At 69.3% G+C, this 20,687-nt stretch carries 19 protein-coding genes and 3 pseudogenes; 6 read left to right on the forward strand and 16 right to left on the reverse strand.

The window, feature by feature from the left end; translation table 11 throughout:
• Nucleotides 1-116 precede the first annotated feature (116 nt).
• The 10 genes from PBV52_RS17605 to PBV52_RS17650 all read right to left on the reverse strand — a co-directional run bounded on the left by PBV52_RS17605 (nucleotide 117) and on the right by PBV52_RS17650 (nucleotide 12,091).
• A complete protein-coding gene (locus tag PBV52_RS17605; protein ID WP_007498188.1) occupies nucleotides 117-398 on the reverse strand; it encodes an HU family DNA-binding protein in 282 nt (93 codons plus the stop codon).
• Nucleotides 399-818: 420 nt separating this feature from the next.
• Nucleotides 819-2,243: an NAD-dependent malic enzyme gene (locus PBV52_RS17610; RefSeq protein WP_274239325.1), complete on the reverse strand. Its 1,425-nt coding sequence runs from the start codon at nucleotides 2,241-2,243 to the stop codon at nucleotides 819-821.
• Between the two features lie 313 nt (nucleotides 2,244-2,556).
• Nucleotides 2,557-4,869, reverse strand: a complete 2,313-nt coding sequence (locus PBV52_RS17615; RefSeq protein ID WP_274239326.1) for a UvrD-helicase domain-containing protein — start codon at nucleotides 4,867-4,869, stop codon at nucleotides 2,557-2,559.
• A 69-nt stretch (nucleotides 4,870-4,938) separates the two neighbouring features.
• On the reverse strand, nucleotides 4,939-5,766 hold the full coding sequence (locus tag PBV52_RS17620; protein ID WP_274239327.1) for a zf-HC2 domain-containing protein: 828 nt from the start codon (nucleotides 5,764-5,766) through the stop codon (nucleotides 4,939-4,941).
• Entirely contained in the window at nucleotides 5,766-6,287 is a 522-nt protein-coding gene (locus PBV52_RS17625; protein WP_010039908.1) for a sigma-70 family RNA polymerase sigma factor, read from the reverse strand. The genes PBV52_RS17620 and PBV52_RS17625 overlap by 1 nt, the downstream gene beginning before the upstream one ends.
• 319 nt (nucleotides 6,288-6,606) lie before the next feature.
• The gene (locus PBV52_RS17630; protein ID WP_274239328.1) at nucleotides 6,607-7,239 is read right to left on the reverse strand and encodes a CGNR zinc finger domain-containing protein; all 633 of its coding nucleotides are present in this window, start codon (nucleotides 7,237-7,239) and stop codon (nucleotides 6,607-6,609) included.
• 235 nt (nucleotides 7,240-7,474) lie between these two features.
• Complete coding sequence (locus PBV52_RS17635) at nucleotides 7,475-8,626, reverse strand: uroporphyrinogen-III synthase (RefSeq protein WP_274239329.1); 1,152 nt, start codon at nucleotides 8,624-8,626, stop codon at nucleotides 7,475-7,477.
• A gap of 165 nt (nucleotides 8,627-8,791) precedes the next feature.
• On the reverse strand, nucleotides 8,792-10,174 hold the full coding sequence (locus PBV52_RS17640; RefSeq protein WP_274239330.1) for a NarK/NasA family nitrate transporter: 1,383 nt from the start codon (nucleotides 10,172-10,174) through the stop codon (nucleotides 8,792-8,794).
• 256 nt (nucleotides 10,175-10,430) lie between these two features.
• A complete protein-coding gene (locus PBV52_RS17645; protein WP_274239331.1) occupies nucleotides 10,431-11,450 on the reverse strand; it encodes a hypothetical protein in 1,020 nt (339 codons plus the stop codon).
• 170 nt (nucleotides 11,451-11,620) lie between these two features.
• Nucleotides 11,621-12,091 (reverse strand): ATP-binding protein, encoded by a 471-nt coding sequence (locus tag PBV52_RS17650; protein ID WP_274239332.1) that lies wholly within the window; start codon nucleotides 12,089-12,091, stop codon nucleotides 11,621-11,623.
• 239 nt (nucleotides 12,092-12,330) lie between these two features.
• On the opposite strand from PBV52_RS17650, the gene PBV52_RS17655 reads away from it, so the two are divergent.
• The 3 genes and pseudogenes from PBV52_RS17655 to PBV52_RS17665 all read left to right on the forward strand — a co-directional run.
• On the forward strand, nucleotides 12,331-13,182 hold the full coding sequence (locus PBV52_RS17655; RefSeq protein ID WP_274239333.1) for a helix-turn-helix transcriptional regulator: 852 nt from the start codon (nucleotides 12,331-12,333) through the stop codon (nucleotides 13,180-13,182).
• A gap of 10 nt (nucleotides 13,183-13,192) precedes the next feature.
• Entirely contained in the window at nucleotides 13,193-13,405 is a 213-nt protein-coding gene (locus PBV52_RS17660; RefSeq protein WP_274239334.1) for a DUF397 domain-containing protein, read from the forward strand.
• A gap of 343 nt (nucleotides 13,406-13,748) precedes the next feature.
• Nucleotides 13,749-14,000: pseudogene (locus PBV52_RS17665) on the forward strand (tyrosine-type recombinase/integrase); the annotation flags it as partial.
• Nucleotides 14,001-14,136: 136 nt separating this feature from the next.
• Here PBV52_RS17665 and PBV52_RS51745 read toward each other — a convergent pair.
• From PBV52_RS51745 to PBV52_RS17685, 6 genes and pseudogenes are all read right to left on the reverse strand, one after another.
• Complete coding sequence (locus PBV52_RS51745) at nucleotides 14,137-14,583, reverse strand: DUF5958 family protein (protein WP_373921881.1); 447 nt, start codon at nucleotides 14,581-14,583, stop codon at nucleotides 14,137-14,139.
• Nucleotides 14,528-14,926 (reverse strand): annotated as a pseudogene (locus PBV52_RS51750) (hypothetical protein); the annotation flags it as partial. The pseudogene PBV52_RS51750 and the gene PBV52_RS51745, both read right to left, overlap by 56 nt.
• 155 nt (nucleotides 14,927-15,081) lie before the next feature.
• A pseudogene (locus PBV52_RS17670) lies at nucleotides 15,082-15,303 on the reverse strand (helix-turn-helix domain-containing protein); the annotation flags it as partial.
• Between the two features lie 29 nt (nucleotides 15,304-15,332).
• Nucleotides 15,333-15,671 (reverse strand): helix-turn-helix domain-containing protein, encoded by a 339-nt coding sequence (locus PBV52_RS17675; RefSeq protein ID WP_274239335.1) that lies wholly within the window; start codon nucleotides 15,669-15,671, stop codon nucleotides 15,333-15,335.
• Entirely contained in the window at nucleotides 15,668-16,051 is a 384-nt protein-coding gene (locus tag PBV52_RS17680; RefSeq protein WP_274239336.1) for a type II toxin-antitoxin system RelE/ParE family toxin, read from the reverse strand. Before PBV52_RS17680 ends, PBV52_RS17675 begins: the two co-directional genes overlap by 4 nt.
• 637 nt (nucleotides 16,052-16,688) lie before the next feature.
• Nucleotides 16,689-17,129 carry a winged helix-turn-helix domain-containing protein gene (locus PBV52_RS17685; protein WP_274239337.1) on the reverse strand — a complete coding sequence of 147 codons (441 nt, stop codon included), beginning with the start codon at nucleotides 17,127-17,129 and terminating at the stop codon, nucleotides 16,689-16,691.
• A 310-nt stretch (nucleotides 17,130-17,439) separates the two neighbouring features.
• Between PBV52_RS17685 and PBV52_RS17690 the strand changes: the two genes are divergently transcribed.
• Genes PBV52_RS17690 through PBV52_RS17700 form a run of 3 tightly spaced genes read left to right on the forward strand, consistent with a single transcriptional unit; the run spans nucleotide 17,440 to nucleotide 20,638 of the window.
• The gene (locus PBV52_RS17690) at nucleotides 17,440-19,170 is read left to right on the forward strand and encodes a replication initiator (RefSeq protein WP_274239338.1); all 1,731 of its coding nucleotides are present in this window, start codon (nucleotides 17,440-17,442) and stop codon (nucleotides 19,168-19,170) included.
• The gene (locus PBV52_RS17695; RefSeq protein WP_274239339.1) at nucleotides 19,167-19,355 is read left to right on the forward strand and encodes a helix-turn-helix domain-containing protein; all 189 of its coding nucleotides are present in this window, start codon (nucleotides 19,167-19,169) and stop codon (nucleotides 19,353-19,355) included. Before PBV52_RS17690 ends, PBV52_RS17695 begins: the two co-directional genes overlap by 4 nt.
• The gene (locus PBV52_RS17700; protein WP_274239340.1) at nucleotides 19,355-20,638 is read left to right on the forward strand and encodes a site-specific integrase; all 1,284 of its coding nucleotides are present in this window, start codon (nucleotides 19,355-19,357) and stop codon (nucleotides 20,636-20,638) included. The genes PBV52_RS17695 and PBV52_RS17700 overlap by 1 nt, the downstream gene beginning before the upstream one ends.
• Nucleotides 20,639-20,687 lie beyond the last annotated feature (49 nt).

The raw sequence follows: 20,687 nt of genomic DNA on the forward strand, positions 1-20,687 counted from the left end.
CGGCTCGGTCGTAGATACGACGATGGGGCGGCCCTCCGGTGAAGGAGGGCCGCCCCATTGCGTTACTGGGCCCTAGAAGGGCCTCGTACGCCGTCCTGTGCGTACGACAGGCAGGGTCACTTGCCCTTGGCGGCTTCCTTGAGCTTGGAGCCCGCGGAGACCTTGACGCTGTAGCCGGCCGGGATCTGGATCGGGTCGCCGGTCTGCGGGTTGCGCGCGGTGCGAGCGGCACGGTGGGTGCGCTCGAAGGTCAGGAAGCCAGGGATGGTGACCTTCTCGTCGCCCTTGGCGACAACCTCGCCGACGGTCTCGGCGAACGCGGCCAGCACGGCGTCGGCGTCCTTGCGGGTCACCTCGGCGCGGTCGGCCAGCGCGGCCACCAGCTCACTGCGGTTCATGTTGTTACTCCCGTGTTCTTCTTGCTGTTGAGGCGTGCCCCGCGGCGGAGCCGCATATTGGGCACAGCTAAGCCGATGCTGCCAGGGTCCTCGGACAGTCCCCGGACCCGGGTCCGTCGTCAGACCCTCGCGCGCCCAGTGACGCATCCTGCCCCTACCTGCGGCGGGAAAGCCAATCCGGCACCCGGAGGAGTCGTGAGAACACCCTTGGGAGTCACACGAAGAGAGGGCCTGAGCGTTCGCGTCACGATAAACGGCGGCTGGAGGCCCTTGGTTCCACGACGCGCCGTTACAAGGGCTTGCCGTGGCGATCCTCACAGCCGCCACACACTTTCGGGCCGCAGCGGGGTCCGGGGGCAGCAGCCCCCGGCGACGCCCGCCCCGAGGCCGATCGTGACGCGGGTGATTAGACGCGGGTGACTACTCGACCGACGCCACGGCGCTGGCGGACTTCGCCGCTTCCCGCACCGCGCCGGCCACCGCACCCGCGACCTTGTCGTTGAAGACGCTCGGGATGATGTAGTTCGGGTTCAGCTCGTCCTCGGTCACCACATCCGCCAGCGCCTTCGCGGCCGCGAGCATCATCTCGGTGTTGACCGTGCGGGACTGCGCATCCAGCAGACCGCGGAAGACGCCCGGGAAGACCAGCACGTTGTTGATCTGGTTCGGGAAGTCGGAGCGGCCCGTGGCCACAACTGCGGCCGTCTGACGGGCGATTGCCGGGTCCACCTCGGGGTCCGGGTTCGCGAGCGCGAACACGATCGCGTCGTCGGCCATGGCGGCCACGTCGTCGCCGTCCAGGACGTTCGGGGCCGAGACGCCGATGAAGACGTCCGCGCCGCGCACGGCCTCCTTCAGGGTGCCGGTCAGGCCCTCGGGGTTGGTGTTGTCGGCGATCCAGCGCAGCGGCGAGTCGGCGGGGGCGTCCCGCAGGTCCTCGCGGCCGGCGTGCACGACGCCGTGGATGTCGGCGACGACGGCGTTCTTCACGCCCGCGGCGATCAGCAGCTTGAGGATGGCCGTACCGGCCGCGCCGGCGCCGGACATAACGACGCGGATGTTCTCGATCGCCTTGCCCGCAACGCGAAGTGCGTTGGTCAGGGCGGCCAGGACGACGATCGCCGTGCCGTGCTGGTCGTCGTGGAAGACGGGGATGTCGAGGGCCTCGCGCAGCCGCGCCTCGATCTCGAAGCAGCGCGGGGCGGAGATGTCCTCGAGGTTGATGCCGGCGAACCCGGGGGCGATCGCCTTGACGATCTCGACGATCGCGTCGGTGTCCTGGGTGTCCAGGCAGATCGGCCAGGCGTCGATGTCGGCGAAGCGCTTGAAGAGGGCCGCCTTGCCCTCCATGACCGGCATGGCTGCCATCGGACCGATGTTGCCGAGGCCGAGCACCGCGGAGCCGTCCGTCACAACCGCAACGGTGTTGCGCTTGATGGTCAGGCGGCGGGCGTCCTCGGGGTTCTCGGCGATCGCCATGCAGACGCGGGCCACGCCCGGCGTGTAGATCATCGAGAGGTCGTCACGGTTGCGGATGGGGTGCTTGGACGCCATCTCGATCTTGCCGCCGAGGTGCATCAGGAACGTACGGTCGGAGACCTTGCCGAGCGTGACGCCCTCGATGCCGCGGAGCTGCTCGACGATCTCGTCGGCGTGCGCCGTGGAGGTCGCGGCGATGGTGACGTCGATGCGGAGCTTCTCGTGGCCGGAGGCGGTCACGTCGAGGCCGGTCACCGAGCCTCCGTGGGACTCGACGGCTCCGGTGAGCTGGGAGACCGCGGTTCCGCTCGCGGGCACCTCCAGCCGGACCGTCATCGAGTAGGAGACGCTGGGCGCCGTTGCCATGGCCGACTTCCTCTGCTTTCACCGTGTGACGCTGGATGCCGTCCGATCGTCGCACCTACCGCTGAGTAGGAGTTAGCCGGGCTTGAATTGCGAACGTATTGTTCGCCACGTCTTCGCATGAAAAGAGACCCACGTCACATCGTGACGTGGGTCTCTTCAACGTTCATGACACCGACCCGCCATGCTCGCCTCGCGGCAAGTGGTCGCTCGTAGCGACGAAGGTTGGGCCCGGGGGCTTGGATCGAGCCGGTGCCACACCCAGGCTAACAAACAGATCCCGTAAGGCCATTCCCGCACCGGCAGTTCATCCCGATCAATCTCTGAGCAGGTCCGGCACCCCGGTCGCGTCCGGCTCGTCCCGCTCCCCCGACACCACGGTGAGCTGCTGGGTCGCCCGGGTCAGGGCGACGTACAGCACCCGCAGGCCGGCCGGGGACTCGTCCGCGATCTCCGCCGGGGAGACGACGACCGTCGCGTCGTACTCCAGCCCCTTCGCCTCCAGGCTGCCGAGCGCCACGACCCGGTCGCCGAGCCCGGCGAGCCACTTGGCGGCCTCCTCGCGCCGCTGCATGGCGACGACGACGCCGACCGTGCCGTCGACGCGGTCGAGCAGCCGGGCGGCCTCCTCGCGGACGGTGTGCGCGAGTGAGTCCCCTACGACCGTGCTCTGTCCCTTGTTCGTTGTCACAAAACGTGGCTCGACGCCGGTGGAGCGGACGGCCGACGGCGAGGTCGAGCCCGGCATGGCCAGGGCCAGCACCTTCGCCGCCAGCTCGGCGATCTCTGCCGGGTTGCGGTAGTTCACGGTGAGCTGGAAGCCCCGGCGCGGGCGGGAGCCCAACGCCTCGTCGCGGGCCTGGGCCGCCTCGTCGACGTCGGACCAGGAGGACTGGGCCGGGTCGCCGACGATCGTCCAGGTGGCGTGCCGGCCGCGGCGGCCGAGCATGCGCCACTGCATCGGCGTGACGTCCTGCGCCTCGTCGACGATGACGTGGGCGTACTCGGTGCGCTCGGCCGCCAGCCGCTCGGCGCGCTCGCGCTGCGACTCCTCGCGGACCGGCATCAGCTCCTCCAGGCCGGTGAGCTGGTCGAGCGGGTCCAGCTCGCGCTTCTTCCTGGGGCGGGCCGGGGTGCCGACGATCGCCTGGAGCTCGTCGAGCATGGCGATGTCGTGCACCGAGTGGCCGTCCCGCTTGAGCGAGCGGGCCACCTTGCGCACCTCGCCGGGGTTGAGGATCCGGCGAGCGAAGCGGCCGAGCCGCCGCTCGTCGGCCATCGCCTCCAGCACGGCCTTCGGGGTCAGCTCCGGCCACCATCCGTCGAGGAAGGCGATGAAGCTGTCCTCCGAGGTGACGTCCTCGTCGAAGGAGGAGCGCAGCTCGGCGGCGAGCTCCGGATCGGAGTGGCGGGTGGCGCCGCCCGACTGCGCCCACAGGGCGTCGAGCAGCAGCTTGCGGGCGCGCGGGCGCAGCAGGTTCACGGGTGCCGTACCGCCGAGGACGTTGTGGCGGATCCGTCCCAGCTCGGCCGCTTCCAGTTCGAGCCGGCGGCCGAAGGCGACGACCCTGAGCCGGGTCGGCGAATCGTTCAGCTCCAGGGCCCCACGGGCGGCCTTCCGCAGCACCTTGAGCATGCGGTACGAGCCCTTGGCGCGGGCCGTGGACGGGGAGTCGTACAGCGTGGCCTCGGCGCCGTCGACGAGCGAGCCGATCGCACGGATGGCGACCTGGCCCTCCTCGCCCAGCGACGGGAGCACGCCCTCGGTGTACGCCACCAGCAGCGGGGTCGGCGAGACGATCAGGATGCCGCCCGCGTACCGGCGCCGGTCCTGGTAGAGCAGGTAGGCGGCGCGGTGCAGGGCCACGGCGGTCTTGCCGGTGCCGGGGCCGCCCTCGACGTACGTCACCGAGGCTGCGGGGGCGCGGATCACCAGGTCCTGCTCGGCCTGGATGGACGCCACGATGTCCCGCATGGTGTGGCTGCGGGCCTGGCCGAGCGCGGCCATGAGGGCGCCGTCGCCGATGACGGGCAGTTCGTGACCGTCGAGGAAGGCCTTGAGCTCGGGGCGCATGAGGTCGTCCTCGACGCTCAGCACCCGGCGCCCCTTGGAGCGGATGACCCGGCGCCGTACGACCCGCCCCGGATCCACCGGAGTGGAGCGGTAGAAGGGCGCCGCGGCCGGGGCCCGCCAGTCGATGACCAGCGGGGCGTAGTCCTGGTCGAGCACGCCGATGCGGCCGATGTGCAGGGTCTCGGCGATGTCGGCGGTGTTGTCGTCCCGCACGGCCCCCTCGGCGGGCTCGACGGCGGTGTAGGCGCCGTCGGGCCCCTTCTTGCCGTCCTTCCCGCGCAGCAGGTCGATACGGCCGAAGAGGAAGTCCTCGAACTCGTTGTTGAGCCGATTGAGGTGGACCCCCGCCCGGAAGACCTGTGCGTCCCGTTCGGCGAGCGCGCCGGGTGTACCGACCTGGCCACGCTTGGCCGCGTCGTTCATGAGGAACTCTGCCTCGTGGATCTTCTCCTCGAGCCGCTGGTACACCCGGTCCAGGTGTTCCTGTTCGACGCCGATCTCTCGGTCTCTCAGGGAGTCTTCGAGCGCGGTTTCCTGCTGAGCCTGAGCGGCCACCGGGCCCCCTTCTGACGTGCTGGGCAGCCGTCAACCGTACGCGAAGGGGACCCGTAAAAGCTACGGCGACTACACGTCGACGTCGGCCAGCTTCTTTCCGTCGAAAGTCATGATCTCGATGTGGTCGACGTCGTCGGGGGCCATGGAGACGCCGCCGCTGACGTAGAGAGGGTTCCTGGCCTGCTCGGTCTTGGCGTCCGGGATGCCGTAGCCCCACTTCGGGACGGACCAGGAGGCCGCCGTCTCGCGCTCGCCGTCCTTGCTGACGAAGATCATGGAGCACTTGAGCGGACCCTTGACGCCACCGAGCTCAAGGGCCGTCTCGGTGCCCCACGCCTTCTCCTGCATGGCGACGGTCGCGGTGACCTTGCTCGACGGGTCGGTGCCCGTGACCTTGTCCTCGATGCTCTTGAACAGATCCTTGGCGGGGTTCGCCGCGAGGGTCTGGCTGGTGCCGCCGCTCTCGGAGTCGCCGCCGCTCGCCGCCACCGCGGCGAACGGACCGCCGACGATCAGCGCGGCCGCCGCGGCCACCATGTAGAAGCTGCGCCGGCGCTTCTGGGCGCGTCGCTCGGCGACCTCGTCGACGAGCTTGTTCACCAGACGCGGGCTGGGCTTCGCCGACAGGGAGTCGCCGATCGCGGGCGTACCGGCACCGGGCAGGTCCGCGAGCGCGGCCAGCATCGGCTCCATTCCGGCGAGCTCGTCCAGCTGCTGGGCGCACCATTCGCAGGTCGCGAGGTGGGCTTCGAAAGCGGTTGCCTCGGCGTCGTCGAGAATCCCGAGGGCGTAGGCACCGACGGTCTCGTGCTCGCTCGGAACCGGATGTCCCTGCATGGGTCCAGACATACCCGAACCGCCCATCCCGAATCCCTGGTTTCCCCCGTAAACACTCATCACGCCGTCACCCCCCGCTCCTCCAGAGCCAGCTTCATCGACCGCAGGGCATAGAAGACCCGTGAGCGAACGGTGCCACTGGGTATGCCCAGCGTCTCGGCCGCCTCATTGACGGTACGCCCCTTGAAGTACGTCTCCACGAGGACCTCCCGGTGGGCGGGGGTCAGGTCGTCGAGTGCGTCCGACAGCGTCATCAGCCACAGCGCCTTGTCGATCTCGTCCTCCGCGGGGATGACCTCCAGCGGCGACGGATCGACCTCCTGCGGCCGGGCCTGCCGGCTGCGGTGGCCGTCGATGACGATGCGCCGGGCGACCGTCACCAGCCAGGGGCGTACCGATCCGGTCGCTCGATTGAGCTGTCCGGCGTTCTTCCAGGCACGGATGAGCGTCTCCTGCACGACGTCCTCTGCTCGTTGCCGATCACCGGCGACCAGTCGAAGGACATACGCAAGGAGGGGTCCGGCATGCTCTCTGTACAGCGCACGCATCAGCTCCTCATCAGGTTCCGAGGGCTGGGACATGCGATGTCGGGCCCTCGATCCACGTTCATTGGCCACGACGGAATCCTTGCGCACGCCCACCTCCGATGTCCGGGGGTTCCCCCAGTCGGTCGCTCGACTACCCGTACGGAAGGCGCCCGTTGCGTGTTCAAAGCGAGGCGACAGATTTCTTCGGAGTGACGTGACGAGCGGGACATGACAGCACATTCCCACCGTGCGATCTTTACATTTCCACCACATTGGCAAGATCGAGTCGACGCTTCCCTACGGGTCCGTAGGTAAACGACATGTAATCGAAATCACTTCGATGGCCGCTCCATAGAAGCGACATAACGGACCGTCAGGCGCGGGCGAGGGCCGCGCGACGACGGTGCCGGGCGACCCTTTCCCGATTCCCGCAGACCTCACTGGAGCACCAGCGCCTCCTGCGCCCCCGGGACGAATCGAGATAAACGATCGGGCAGTTGTCGCCCTCGCACTCCCTCAGCCCGGCCCGCGCGACCGGATCGGTGAGCAGTTCCACGGCGTCCCGCGCGAGGGCGCCGAGCAGCGCGGCGCACTCGGGCGGATGATCCAACTCCCTCACGAGGGTGCCGTCTTCACCCCGTACGGCACGGGGGGCCGGAGGCGCGGTGCGGGCGGTGTCGTTCACGCGGCCGAGCGCGATGTCGTACGACGGCCAGGGCGCGGGGGCGAGTCCTCCCCCACTCTCGGCTGCGCTCGAGCGGGGGGACCCCCATCGCACCAACTGTCCGATACGTCCACGCAGTTCGCGGAACTCGACGAGCCAGGAGCCGTCGGCGTGGGACAGCGGGGTGCCCGGCGGGACGAGCCCGGCGCCGATGATCCAGGCGCGCAACACCTCGACGGAGTCGAACCGTTCCTCGGGGTGCGTGGTCGCGAGGAGATCCAGACAGGTCCGCCCGGCGTCGAACCGCAGTTCGTACGCGTCCGTGACCGTACCCAGTGCCATGTGCCTGTCACCGCCTAGGGGTCACCCCGGTCATCAGGGGTCGGTGAGGTGCTGTGAGAGGGCTGGGAGAAGAGCTTGGAGAAGAGCTGGAGAAGCATTCCCTCTAACAGTGCCTGCCCGGTGGCGGAGCCGGAACCCCTCGTACCGGCGGTTGGCGTCACTCAGCCCGTCTGGGCGGCGGGGGCGGCCGCATCGATCAGCGGTTCCGCCGCGGGCGGATTCCGCCGCGGACGGCTCACACGTCCGCGTACTTCGTGTCCGCCGCCGGATCCAGCGCCAGCCGGTACCCCCGCTTCACCACCGTCTGGATCAGCTTCGGCGCCCCCAGGGCCGTACGAAGCCGCGCCATCGCCGTCTCCACGGCATGCTCGTCCCGCCCCGCTCCCGGCAGCGCGCGCAGCAGCTCCGCGCGGGGTACCACCCAGCCCGGTCGGCGGGACAGGGCGCGCAGCAGGGACATGCCCGCGGGCGGCACGGGGCGCAGTGCGCCGTCGACCAGGACCGCGTGCCCGCGGATCTCCACCCGGTGCCCGGCGATCGGCAGCGACCGGGCCCGGCCGGGCAGCTCCTGGCACAGCAGCTGGACCAGCGGACCGAGCCGGAACCGCTCGGGCTGGACCGTGTCGACGCCGAGTGCCTGCAGGGGCAGCGCGGTGACCGGGCCGACGCAGGCCGGGAGGACGTCGTGGTAGAGGGCGGCGAGCACTTCGGGAAGCAGCCCGCGCTCCTCGGCCCGCGACAGCAGGGACGCCGCGGCCGGGGCGCTGGTGAAGGTGAGGGCGTCCAGGCCGCGGGAGACCGTCGCGTCCAGCAGGCGGTCGACCGGGCCGATGTCCTCCGGCGGGAGCCACCGGTAGACGGGGACCCCGAGCACCTCCGCTCCCGCGGCCCGCAGCGCCTCCACGAACCCGGGCAGCGGCTCACCGTGCAACTGGATGGCGACCCGTCGCCCGTCGACGCCCTCCTCCAGCAGCCGGTCCAGTACCTCGGCCATGGACTCGCTGGACGGCGACCAGTCCTCCGTCAGCCCGGCGGCCCGTACCGCGCCCTTGACCTTCGGTCCGCGCGCGAGGATCTCCACCCCGCGCAGCCGTTCCAGCAGATCCTCGCCCAGCCCCCATCCGTCGGCGGCCTCGATCCAGCCCCGGAAGCCGATCGCGGTCGTGGCGACCACGATGTCCGGCGTCCGCTGGATGATCTCCTTGGTGGCGGCGAGCAGCTCGCTGTCGTCGGCCAGTGGCACGATGCGCAGGGCAGGGGCGTGCAGCACGGCGGCGCCGCGCCGCTGGAGCAAGGCCCCGAGCTCGTCGGCGCGGCGCGCGGCGGTCACGCCCACGGTGAACCCCGCGAGGGGCCCATGGTCGGATTGCTGCTGTTCGTCGTACATAACTCTCGTCCCGCACTCGAGTTGTGGTGCCTGCGCCAGGTGGTTCCACCGGGGTTGGCCGGGAGCGGCTCCTGATCGCACCCTTGGTGGGTACACCTGCATGCCGATCGAGCCTGTCAACGGTGCGTGACAGGCTCGGTTCGGCTTCATGTCAGCGGTGTTACGTCACACCTCCGCGTAGCTGAGCTGCGGCTTTGCCTCCGAGGTCGCTGTGGCGTTCGTCTCCGAGGCGGCCGGGCGGCGAAGGTATACGGCCCAGGTGACCGCGAAGCAGGCGCCGTAGAAGGCGAGGAAGGCGATGAAGGCGCCGGTGCCGGAGCCCACGGTGAGGAAGGACTGGCGGAAGGCGAGGTTGATGCCGAGGCCGCCGAGCGCGCCCACCGCGCCGATGAGGCCCATGGAGGCACCGGAGAGGCGGCGGCCGTAGGACGCGGCCTCCTCACCGGTGAGCCCCTTGGCGGCGGCCTTCGCCTGGAAGATGCCGGGGATCATCTTGTACGTCGAGCCGTTGCCGAGGCCGGTCAGCACGAAGAGGGCGATGAACGCGGTGGTGAACAGCGGCAGCGACTTCTGCATCGAGGCCACGATGATGACCGAGGTCGCGGCGGCCATGCCGACGAAGTTCCACAGCGTGATCTTCGCGCCGCCGTAGCGGTCGGCGAGCCAGCCGCCGACGGGCCGGATCAGGGAGCCCAGCAGCGGGCCGATAAAGGTGATCGAGGCCGCCTGCAGCGGCGTACGGCCGAACTGGGTCTGCAGGACGAGGCCGAAGGCGAAGCTGTAGCCGATGAAGGAACCGAAGGTGCCGATGTAGAGGAAGGACATGATCCAGGTGTGCGCGTCCTTCACGGCCTCCTTGGCGGCGCCGGTGTCGTTCTTCACGGACGAGATGTTGTCCATGAAGAGGACGGCGCAGACGGCGGAGACGATGATGAAGGGAATGTAGATCCCGAGCAGCAGGCGCGGGCCGCCGTTCGCTCCGATGACAGCGAGGCCGATGAGCTGCACGACGGGCACGCCGATGTTGCCGCCGCCGGCGTTGAGGCCGAGGGCCCAGCCCTTCTTCCGCAGGGGGAAGAAGGAGTTGATGTTGGTCATGGAGGAGGCGAAGTTGCCGCCGCCGACGCCCGCGAGCACCGCACAGATCATGAAGGTGGAGTACGAGGTGCTCGGCTCCATCACGAGGTACGCGGCGATGGTGGGGATGAGCAGTGCGCTCGCCGCGATGATGGTCCAGTTCCGGCCGCCGAAGCGGGCGACAGCGAAGGTGTACGGCACGCGCACGATCGAGCCGACCAGGGTCGCCATGGCGACGAGGAAGAACTTGTCCGCGGGAGTGAGCCCGTACTCCGGCCCCATGAAGAGCACCATCACGGACCACAGGGTCCAGATCGAGAACCCGATGTGCTCGGAGAGGACGGAGAAGAGCAGGTTCCGCCGGGCGATCTTCTCCCCCTTCTCGTTCCAGAAGGTCTCGTTCTCGGGGTCCCAGTGGTCGATCCAGCGGCCTCCCCTGCTCTCGGCGGGGGCTGTGCTAGGGGCTGTCATGACGCCTCCACGGTCTTCGGGGCTCGGTCGCGCTTTGAGTGGCTGGTCCCGAAGGTAGGGAGGGCGCGTTTCCGGCCTGTGGCACCGAGTGACCGGAAAGGAACTTTGCTCTCACCCGGCGGGGAGGGCGGATGAGAGGTTGTGTTGGTCGTCCCTATATAAGGGCGAGATATGGGGGCGGGATGGGGGACGGGGTGCACGGCCACACCGGGGTGTGGATATAGAGGATATAGGGGGCGAAGAGCACCCCTCTCTGTCAGCGCTGCGGGGGCTGCCAGTGGGGGTTCTGCTGGGGGTGGGGCGGCTGAGGCGATTGGGGCGGCTGGGGGCTCTGCTGCTGGGGGTAGGGCTGGGGCTGGCCGTACGGGGGCTGCGCTTGCGGCTGGCCGTACGGCGGCTGGGGCTGCGGCTGCGGCTGCGGCTGCGGCTGCGTGGCGTACGGGGCCTGGGGCTGGGGAGCGCCGTAGGGACCCGGGGCGGGCTGGTTGCCGTAGGGGCCGGGGGCCGGGGCGGCGGGCTGCGCGGGGTAGGCGCCCGGCGCGGGAGGCTGTGCAGGGTAGGCACCCGGCGCGGCAGGCTGAGCAGGGTACGCACCCGGCGCCGCGGGCTGGCCGTACGGCCCGGGGACCGGGGCTTGGTTGCCGTAGGGACCGGCCGCGAACGGGTTGCCGTGCCCCGGCAGCTGCCCGCCGGGCGGCAGATAGCGCACCCGCTCGGTCTCGTCGGTGATCGGCGCGAACCCGGCAGCCTGCAGCCGGGCCGCGAACTTGGCGTTGCGCTTGCGGTTGACGACGAAGACCACGCCGAGGATCGCCATGAAGAACGCCCACGTGAGCAGGGCGGCGATCCAGGCAGAGGCATCCGCGCCGAGCCGCACCCCCAGGAGCCCGGCGCCGATGGTGACGCCCACGGCCGCGTAGCCCGCCCGCTTCTCGGCGTTCTTACCGGTGAGGTCGAAGTTGATGCGGGCCTTCAGGAGCTCGAAGGCGTCCGGCACGAGTGGCGGTACGGAGACCCCGTCGCCGGCGTTCGGGTACTGCGCCCAGTTCTGCAGGGCGCGGGCGCGGGCCTGGGGGCTGGGGTCGGGCGCGATCATCATGACGAGCGCGCCGTTGCGTCCGGTGCTCTGACGTACGTCCAGGTACTCGTACCCGAACTGCTGGGCGATGAAGGCGAGCCTGGCGAGCTTCTTCACGGAGGCCATGGGACTGGTGAGCTCGACGGGCCCCCCGCTCGCCATCAGCTGCAGCATCTTCTGCACTTGCCGCTTGCTCATCGCCGTCCGCTCCCCACCGGCCACCTGGACCACTCGGCCCCTTGGGCACCCCGTTCACTTGCGCAACATCGTCAGTGTTCCACGGGGGTCTGACATTCAGAACCTGGGTGGGCGTGCTTCACGGGATCTTGGTGGAACCTTGCCGTGGGGATGATGTGTCGGTCTGGGGGTCATGCGGCCACCTCCCGCACCCGCTCCCGCCTCCCACCCACCTCGAACCACAGGAGTTTCCCCGCACTCCGGTCGAGACCATCACCAAGGGGCCAGCCACCCCAGCAGTCGGCGTACTCCTGGACGAGGAGCAGCCCGCGTCCGCTGACGGCGTCTGCCGGAGCAGGCCGAACAAGGTTGCCGGGCGGCTTGTCGAAGGGAGCTGGGATGTGAGAACTCGTGTCCCAGACGCCCACGCGCAACCGCCCGTCGTTCAGGGCGGTCAGGCGAAGCGACGCGGGGCCTCTGGTGTGCCGGTAGGCATTGGTGACCAACTCGGACGTCAACAGCTCAACGACGTCCAGGATTTCGACCCTGCCGTGGCCGTTGAGGGCGGCTCGTGCGGTCATACGTGCGACGCGTGCAGCGCGGGGGTCATGCGGGAGGCGGAGGGCGTACGCCCAGGTGTCGGGCGGGGCTACGGTGGCCATGACGGGCTCCTGAAGGAAGAGGAAGGGGACCTTTGGATCACTTGTTCAACCGCCGTGTCCTGCAGTGGCATTGCCTGGGTTGGTGCGCTTCCGACTTACGGACGGGGCCAGTTGAGCAACTCACGTCCGACAACGTAGCGACAGGAATGTAAGTTCTTCCATCGAATCCAGGAAGATCTACCAACAGCCACCCATGTGAGTGACGCCGCAAGCCTCTGCCCAGGAAGAAACGACTCACGATGCCACCCGCCCCCACCGCTACCCTGCGCCAGCAACGGCTCGGCGCCGAACTGCGAAAACTCCGCGAACGCGCGGGACTCACCTCGACCGCGGCCGCCGCACTCCTTGGCGGCCCGCAGGCACGCATCAGCAACATCGAAGCCGGGCGATACGCCGTGAGTGCCGACCGCGTACGCACGCTGGCACGCAACTACAGCTGCGCCGACGAGACGTACGTCGACGCCCTCGCCACGATGACGGGCGGCCGCAAGCGCGGATGGTGGGAGGAATACCGCGACATACTCTCGCCCGGTCTCCTCGACCTGGCCGAACTCGAACACCACGCCACCGCATTGCGCGTAGCCGTCACAGTTCACATGCCGGGCCTGCTGCAGACGCCGGAGCATGCCCGAGCGACCATGCGTGAGGCCGTGCCGCCCTTGCGCCCCCACGAGATCGAGCACCGCGTGTCGTACCGCGTGAAGCGCCAGGCCGTGCTGTTCGAGGACACCCTCACCCCCCACGCAGCCACCATTCACGAGGCGGCTCTGCGCATGGGTTTCGGTGGACCAGACGTCACCCGCGCGCAGCTCGACCACCTCCTAGAGATGAGCGAGCAAGCCAACATCACAATTCGGGTGCTCCCCTTCGGACAGACCGGCTTCCCCGCTTCGGGGCAGCCCATCACCTACGCGGTCGGCCAGGTCCCCCAACTGGACACAGTCGTCCTGGACACGGACCACGGCTGCGAATTCCTCGATGCGGAAGCCCAGTTGAACCGCTACCGCTCGGTGCTGGACCGCATGGAATCGCGTGCTCTCCCCGAACCGAAATCTCGAGACCTCATCCAGGGAATCGCCCGAGAGATGTGAGGAACACACCATGCCCGAACTGTCCTGGCAGAAGTCCACATACAGCGCTGAGGCCGCGAACTGCGTCTACGCCGCTGCCACTCCCACCGGAGCAGTCCTCCTACGCGAAAGCGATGAGCCGGAGACGATCCTGACCACCGGCTCCCGACAACTCGGCGCACTGATATCCGCCCTCAAAGCCGATCCGTTTGCCCACACCCCAGAGACACGGAGGCACGCCTGAGCAACAACTCACGCTCAGGCGCGGCAACGGACTGCTCGACAGACATGGGCAGCCCCCCCCTGGCCTTGTCCGACGCGAGCTCCAGCCTGGGGAGGTGGGTAAAGCACACGGAGCCGACCACCCCTCCGCCGGCCTTCGCCGGGCCGACTCCCATCGATGCCTCGCCGTCGGCCCGACGCTCGCCGTGCCGCCGCGTGGGCGCATCCAGGTTTCCTCCGCGCTTCTGGTGGGCGCTGCGCCATCTGCGCGCGACCTGGTCGCTGCCCGGCCCGCGGTGGTGGAGCCGAGAGCGGGCCGGGTCGGCGGCCGTGCTGCGCAGCGACCCGCGCCAGTGGGTCGCCATGACCGGGCTGGCCTCCGCCGCATCCGCTTCCACGACCTCCGCCACTCGACCGCCACCCCCCTCCTGGAACAGGGCGTCGACCTCGTCGTGATCAAGGAACTACTCGGCCACGCCCACACCGGCGTAACCGCCGGCGTCTACGCCCACGTCCGACTCCGCCTGCAACGCCAAGCCATCGACTGCCTCAACAACGCCCTGAACGGCACCGAGGAGCCGCCTGACGACCCACCTGCCGCAGCGCTCGTCCGCTGACATTGCCGTCAGCGTTGCCGTCAAATGCCCAGGAGCCCCCGCCGAGTACCGACTCGGCAGGGGCTCCCTGTGTGCGTCCGAACGAACTCAGAAATCCCCGGCTACGCCCTCTCTGACGCGCCGGGGACGTCGGCGCCTACGACAGGTTGTGCCAGGCATGGCTACAAGTTCCTCGGCACTCCATTTCCCTTCGCCGCTGGTCAGCCACAGCGAATGTGGACAAGAGGACACGGAAAGACTTCGCGTACTCACCGGGGGGCAGATTTATGATCTTCCCCATTTGTTCGAGAATCGGTTCTCGAACAATCAACACTGCCGGGGTCATGGTCGGCTTGACGCCTGATCGCAGCAGCCCATCACGCGCGTCGTTCACTGTCGCATGGGCCTGCATGGCGTAACGAACAACCTCGTGCAGTACTGCCCCCTGCTCAACCTGATCTAGCGAAGAGAACCAGGCCTCTGCGTCCTCCAGACTACGGAGTTCTTGGGCAACCTCGTTGATGATCCGCTCTGATGCTCGCAAGTGCTCACCTGCTCCCGGGCTCGAATACAACGTATGGCCTGCTTGGGTCCAGCTCCGCATAGTCTGGGCGGTTCGGATTGTAGTTCTGCCAGAAGTCCCTACCGCGCCCACTCCCTTCACCGTCACCCGTACCCCTCGGCAGTGAATTCTTGACGCTGTGACGAGTTCTGGACGGACCGGACAGGATGTAATCCCAGTCCGATGTCGGGTTGGGCGTTCCGTTCGCACGGCTCCCGACCACAATGATTGGCTGCCCAGCTTTATCAGCGGCATTCTGAATTCGCTTGGCATCATTCGGGCTGATACCGGCTTCCGATGCCGTTCTAAGGCCAGGGCCACACCACCCACCGGAATTGTGCACCAAGACCGGAGTCTCGCCCGCCAGCACATAGTACGTGTGCAGGCCAGGCCGCTCCTACCTGCAAATTTGCTGGTCAGCGGGCAATTTGACAGTCGCCGGATGTTCGTGCTCGTGCGCTGGAGTCTGCTGGTGTTGCCGTCACTGCTGCCGTCAGTGGTCAACACCGCCTGGGGAATTCCAGGAATTCCGCAGGCGTGTCAAGCGGCTTTGTCGTGCGGGGTGAGGCTGATGGTCAGGTCGGCGCCGAGAGCCTGAGCCAGGCGGCGCAGGAGGGGAAGCGTGGGCACGGTCCCGCCGCCTTCGAAGCGGGAGATCTGCGGCTGCTTCATCCCGCACCGCTCGGCCAGCTCGGCCTGGGACAGCCCGAGCTCGATGCGCCGGTCGTGGACGAGTTGCCCGAGCTCACGGGCGAGCTCGGAAGGCGGGTCCTGCATGGTTCCTCCCCGCCTCAGGCCGCTGGGGCGACGATGGTGACGGTGGGCTCGTCTCCGCCGGCGAGGTGCACGTCCACCGTGAGGTCCAGTGCGCGGGCCAGGCGCATGATGACCGCGATGGGCGGCAGCTCGGTGGCCGTCTCGATGCCCTCGATGTCATCGACGTCGACGTGCATGCGCTCGGCGAGTTCGGCCTCGCTCAGGCCCAGCTGCTTACGCCGGTCGTAGACGGCCTTGCCCAACGTCATGGCGAGGCCGGCCTCTTCGTAGACCCGGTCGTACTCGGGGTCAGCGTCCAGGTGTTCGCCCAGCAGCTGGCGGTGGCGACGGGTCCTCCATTCGCTGTGGTTCATCGGTTCTCCTTGAGGTTGCGGCTGTAGAGGTCGTGCTCGGCGGCGGCTTCATGCTCTGCCTCGCACAATCGCTGTGCGGCGTGTGCGCGGTCCACTTCGGCCTGCTCGCGCATCTTGGTCTTGCGGAACACGGTGAGCAGCACGACACGTCGGCCGGGCGCCAGCCAGTAGGTGATCCGCTGATGGGCATCGCCCAGGCGGAAGCGCAGCTCGCGGAGCTTGCCGCCCAGGTGGCGGGAGTGCGGTTCGTCGAGGGTGGTGGGCTGCTCGGCGAGCAGGTCGGCGACGCGTTCGGCCTGCTTGTAGTGATGGGCGGGAAGGTTCTCCAGCCACAGCCGCACCTCCGGCTCGATCTCGATCGAGTACCGCCCACTGTCCATATCGCCGATGATATATGGCACGGGGTGCGAGAGCGCGAATACGTAGTTCAGGTCGCGTGCCGTCGCCGCGACCGCAGCCTTTCCAGCGTCGCACACCCCCATACTCCCCCCTTCGTCCTGATGCCACAGCGCCGCCCGCAAACCAGCGGCAACCTGCCGAGGCGGCGCAGGGTCGGCTTCTTTCGGCGGGATCGGGCCTGAGCGGGAGAGGCAGCGTACGGCCGGGCTGGTGCATCGCCCACTCTGGCGGCGCGGGGCCGGGACGGGAAGAGTCGGCCACCGGCGGAGGCAACGCCGACCACCGGGCTCGGCGAGTCCGGGCGGCGGGCGTGAGGGTCGGCCCCCTGGTCGGCCCTGTGCCTGCGATCCGGCCGTAGGACGGTCGTGGGCGACAACTTGCTGTGCGACACGCAAGGGCTCCAGCGCCCACAACTTGCGCCCGGCGGCACCAAGTCAGCTCCCGCTCGCGCCCGCGTCTGGCCGTCTGCCTGCGCCTCGCGCGGGCGTCGGCTGCTCGCCCGACGGCGGGTCGGTCGGCGATGGTGGCCAGCTCTGGCGGGCGGGCGCCGCCTTGAACCTCGTAGTGAATATCTGGACGCACGCCCCCGGGCCGCCCCGGGCTGCCTGGCACGGCGGGTTAGCGGCCCCGCTTGCCGCTGCCCGTCTCCAGTGCCTCGACGCGGCCACGAAGGTCTGCGATCTGCTGAACGGCGTCGGCCAGCGCCAGTTCCAGCGCCTCGACGCGGACCGTTGTCCCACCGATGGACATGGTCGTGTCCGGGCTGTCGAGGTCATCAGCGTCGTCGGCGGCGTGGTCTCGGTGGGCGACGAAGGCTCCCTTACCGGGGCGGGAGACCGCCCACCCCTCCTGCTTCAGCAGGGCCATGGCCTTCTGCACGGTCAGGCTCGCCGCCCCGAACTCCCGCATCAGCACGGCCTGCGTCGGCAACGCGTCACCCGGCCGCAGCCCACCAGCGCGGATCTGCTCCCGCAGGGACTCAGCGATCACCTCGAACGTCAGCTGCACCCCGCCGCCCGCCGGCCTGCGCCCGCGCCGCCCCACCACCACGCCGGTCACCCCGCTTTCCACCCCGTCTACCAGCAAAATCCGGCCCGCCCAAACCGGGAAACCGGCCCCACACTACCCGCGCCCCACCACCCACCAGAAAGGAATCAGGAGAGATGCACTTGAATGCGCCTGTGAGGCGATGTTAACGTCACGCACCCGCCGGTGATCACCACCGAGCCCACGCCGACCAGCCCATTGGTCCGGCCCCCGCGCCCAACTTCGAGGCGCCCCCGTTCCCTTGTGAGCCGATCACTTCGGCCTGCCCACGCCGCCCCGCGCCATACCCCTTCCGCGCTCTCGCCGAAAGGCCTCTTTCCGCATGTCCGCACAGCTTCGACTCCCTTGCCTCACGACCATTCCAGCCACCTCGTTCCCGTCGGTGGCGTTCACGACGCCGACCTGCCCGGCAGACGCCACCGCCACAGCCTCGACGGCTGCAGGGCGGTCGGCGCTGGAGCGCCGCGCCAGGCTCACCGCCAAGCTGGCGAAGCTCGCCGCCACCGGCCAACTCGCGCCCCTCGCACGACAGATCAGCACGCTCGGCGGCTGCGCGCACCCGATCCGCCTCACCGGACACCGCACCCGTCTGAACAGTGCGACCGGCGAGATCCTTGACCACTTCGACTCCGGCCGGCTCCCGGCGGGCGAACTGCTGGTCCGCTGCGGCAACCGCCGCGCCACCCGCTGCCCCGCCTGCTCCACCGTCTACCGCTACGACACCTACCAACTCATCGCCGCCGGACTGCGCGGCGGCAAGACCGTCCCCACCAGCGTCGCCGCGCACCCGCGCGTGTTCGCCACCCTCACCGCCCCCGGCTTCGGGCCCGTCCACAACCAGCCCGACACCGGCCGCTGCCACTGCCGTCAGGTCCACCCCGACGACGACCCGCTCCTCGGCACCCCGCTCGACCCCGACCGCTACGACTACACCAGCGCGGTGCTGTGGAACGCGCACGCCCCGGCCCTGTGGGCACGCTTCACCACCCACCTACGTCGGGAGATCGCCAAGGCCGCTGACCTCACTCAGCGCGCGCTGCGGCACCACGCCACGCTCTCGTACGCGAAGGTCGCCGAGTACCAGAAGCGCGGTCAGGTCCACTTCCACGCCGTCATCCGACTCGACGGACCCACCGGCCCCGGCAGCACCCCGCCCGCCTGGGCCACCACCCAACTCCTCGACCACGCCGTCCGCGCCGCCGCCGCACGTACCCGCGTCCACCACGAGGGCAAACCGCCGAAGCAACCGCAGCCCGCCGGTGACGTCCACGCGTTCCAGCCCCAAGGCTCAGATGGGGCGGGGCGATTGGTGTTCCGGTTCGGGCGGCAGATCGACGTCCGGGCCATCCGCAGTAAGGACTTCACCGGCGGCGGCCCGGTCACCGACCGGCATGTCGCCGCCTACATCGCCAAGTACGCCACCAAGGGCGCCGAGACCACCACCGGCACCCTCGACCGCCGACTCCGCCTCCTCGCCGAGCTACACAAGTACGACATCACCGACCACGCCCGCCGCATGATCCACACAGCCTGGCACCTCGCCACCAACCGCCGGCACGCCCACCTACGCCTGCGCCAATGGGCCCACATGCTCGGCTTCCGAGGCCACTTCTCCACCCGCACCCGCCACTACTCCACCACCCTCGCCCACCTCCGAGCCGAACGCACCGCCTGGCAAACCCGCCAACCCGACACCCAGACCCCAGCCCCAGCGTCGGCTCAGACGCAGGCCGGCCAGACGGACGGCAGTCCGATCGGCGACCGCGCCGGACACTCCACCGACCTGCCCGCCGGTCACCGTTCCGGTCAGCGCGCGGACTCGGACACGACCCTGGTCATCTCCCACTGGCAGTACGCCGGAACCGGCCTCCTGCCCGAACTCGAACACCTCGCCGACCTCCTGGCCGCAACACGACAGACCCGACCCGAGCAACCGACCCGAACCCGACGCTCGAAGCGCTCCGGTGACCGCGCCGGTCACTCCGCCGGTCACTTGGTCGGTCACTCCACTGGTCGGCTAACCGGTGCTGTCCAGCCGGGGGCAGTCGCGTGACCGCCAGCACGGAACTCCTCACCGTCCCCCAGGTCATGGAACGCCTCCAACTCGGCCGCTCCGCCGTCTACGACCTGCTCCGCACCCACCAGCTCGCCTCGATCACCCTCGGCCGCGCCCGCCGCATCCCCACCCACGCCCTCACCGACTTCATCCGCGCCCGCCTCGAACAGGACACCGCCTGATGACCATGCCCCGCCCTACTCCGTCCCGCCGCTCCCGTACCCGTGCGAACGGCGACGGGACCGTCTACCAGCGCAAGGACGGACGCTGGGAAGCCGCCGGATACGTCCTCGCCCCCGGCAACACCCGCAAGCGCGTACGCGTCTACGGAACCACCCGCAAGGACGCGATGACCAAGCTCACCGAGAAGATCGCCGCCAGCAACCGCGGCCTCCCCGTCGCAACGGCTGACAGCACCGTGAGCGCCTACCTCACGTACTGGCTGAACGGCGTCGCTGTCCACCACCTGCGGGAGAACACCACCACGCGCTATGCCGCCGCCATCCGCCTCCACCTCAACCCCGGTCTCGGCAGCAAGAAGCTCGCCCGGCTCACCACCCGCGACGTCCGGACCTTCCTCGACGGGCTCCGCACCGCCTGCCAGTGCTGCGCCCAGGAACGGGACACGGACCGGCGACGCTGCTGCGCCATCGGCCAGTGCTGTAAGAAGCAGCTGTCGCCGCTGACCGTGACGTACGTCCACGCAGTCCTCAAGTCCGCCCTGGAACACGCCGTCCGCGAGGACGAGCTGCCGCGCAACGTCGCCAGGAACGTCAAGACGACCACGCCCCGCCCCCGACGCTTCCAGCCCCTCACCGCGACCGAAGCCCGACAGTTCCTCCAGTCGGCCGCCGATGATCGTCTGCACGCGCTGTACGAACTCGCCCTGCGCACCGGGCTCCGCAAGGGCGAACTCCTCGGCCTCCACTGGGAAGACCTCGACCCCGACGGCGGCACCGCCACCATCCACCGCTCCCTCCAGCGCACCCGCAGCCAGGGCCTGACCATCCTGCATACCAAGACCCTCGCCTCCGAACGCCGCATTGCCCTACCCACCGAATGCCTCAACTCCCTCAAGATCCACCAGGAACAGCAGCGGGCAGAGCGTCTGGCAGCCGGATCGGGCTGGACGGACAACGGGCTTGTCTTCACCACCCCGAACGGCAAGGCGCTCGACCCCGGCAACCTCACCCGCCGCTTCCGCAGCCTCCTCCACAGCGCCGGACTCCGGACCATCCGCTTCCACGACCTCAGGCACTCCACCGCCACCCTCCTCCTGGAGCAGGGCATCGACCTCGTCGTGATCAAGGAGCTGCTCGGCCACGCCCACATCGGCGTGACGGCCGGCGTCTACGCCCACGTCCGACTCCGCCTCCAGCGCCAAGCCATCGACAGCCTCAACGGCGCGCTCGGTGGGATCAACGACCGCCCCGACGACCCGCCCGTCACAGCATCCGTCCGCTGACGTTGCCGTCAGCGTTGCCGTCAAGGCATCGCGAGGCCCCCTCTCCAAG

The sequence above is a fragment of the Streptomyces sp. T12 genome (assembly GCF_028736035.1).
GTDB lineage: Bacteria > Actinomycetota > Actinomycetes > Streptomycetales > Streptomycetaceae > Streptomyces.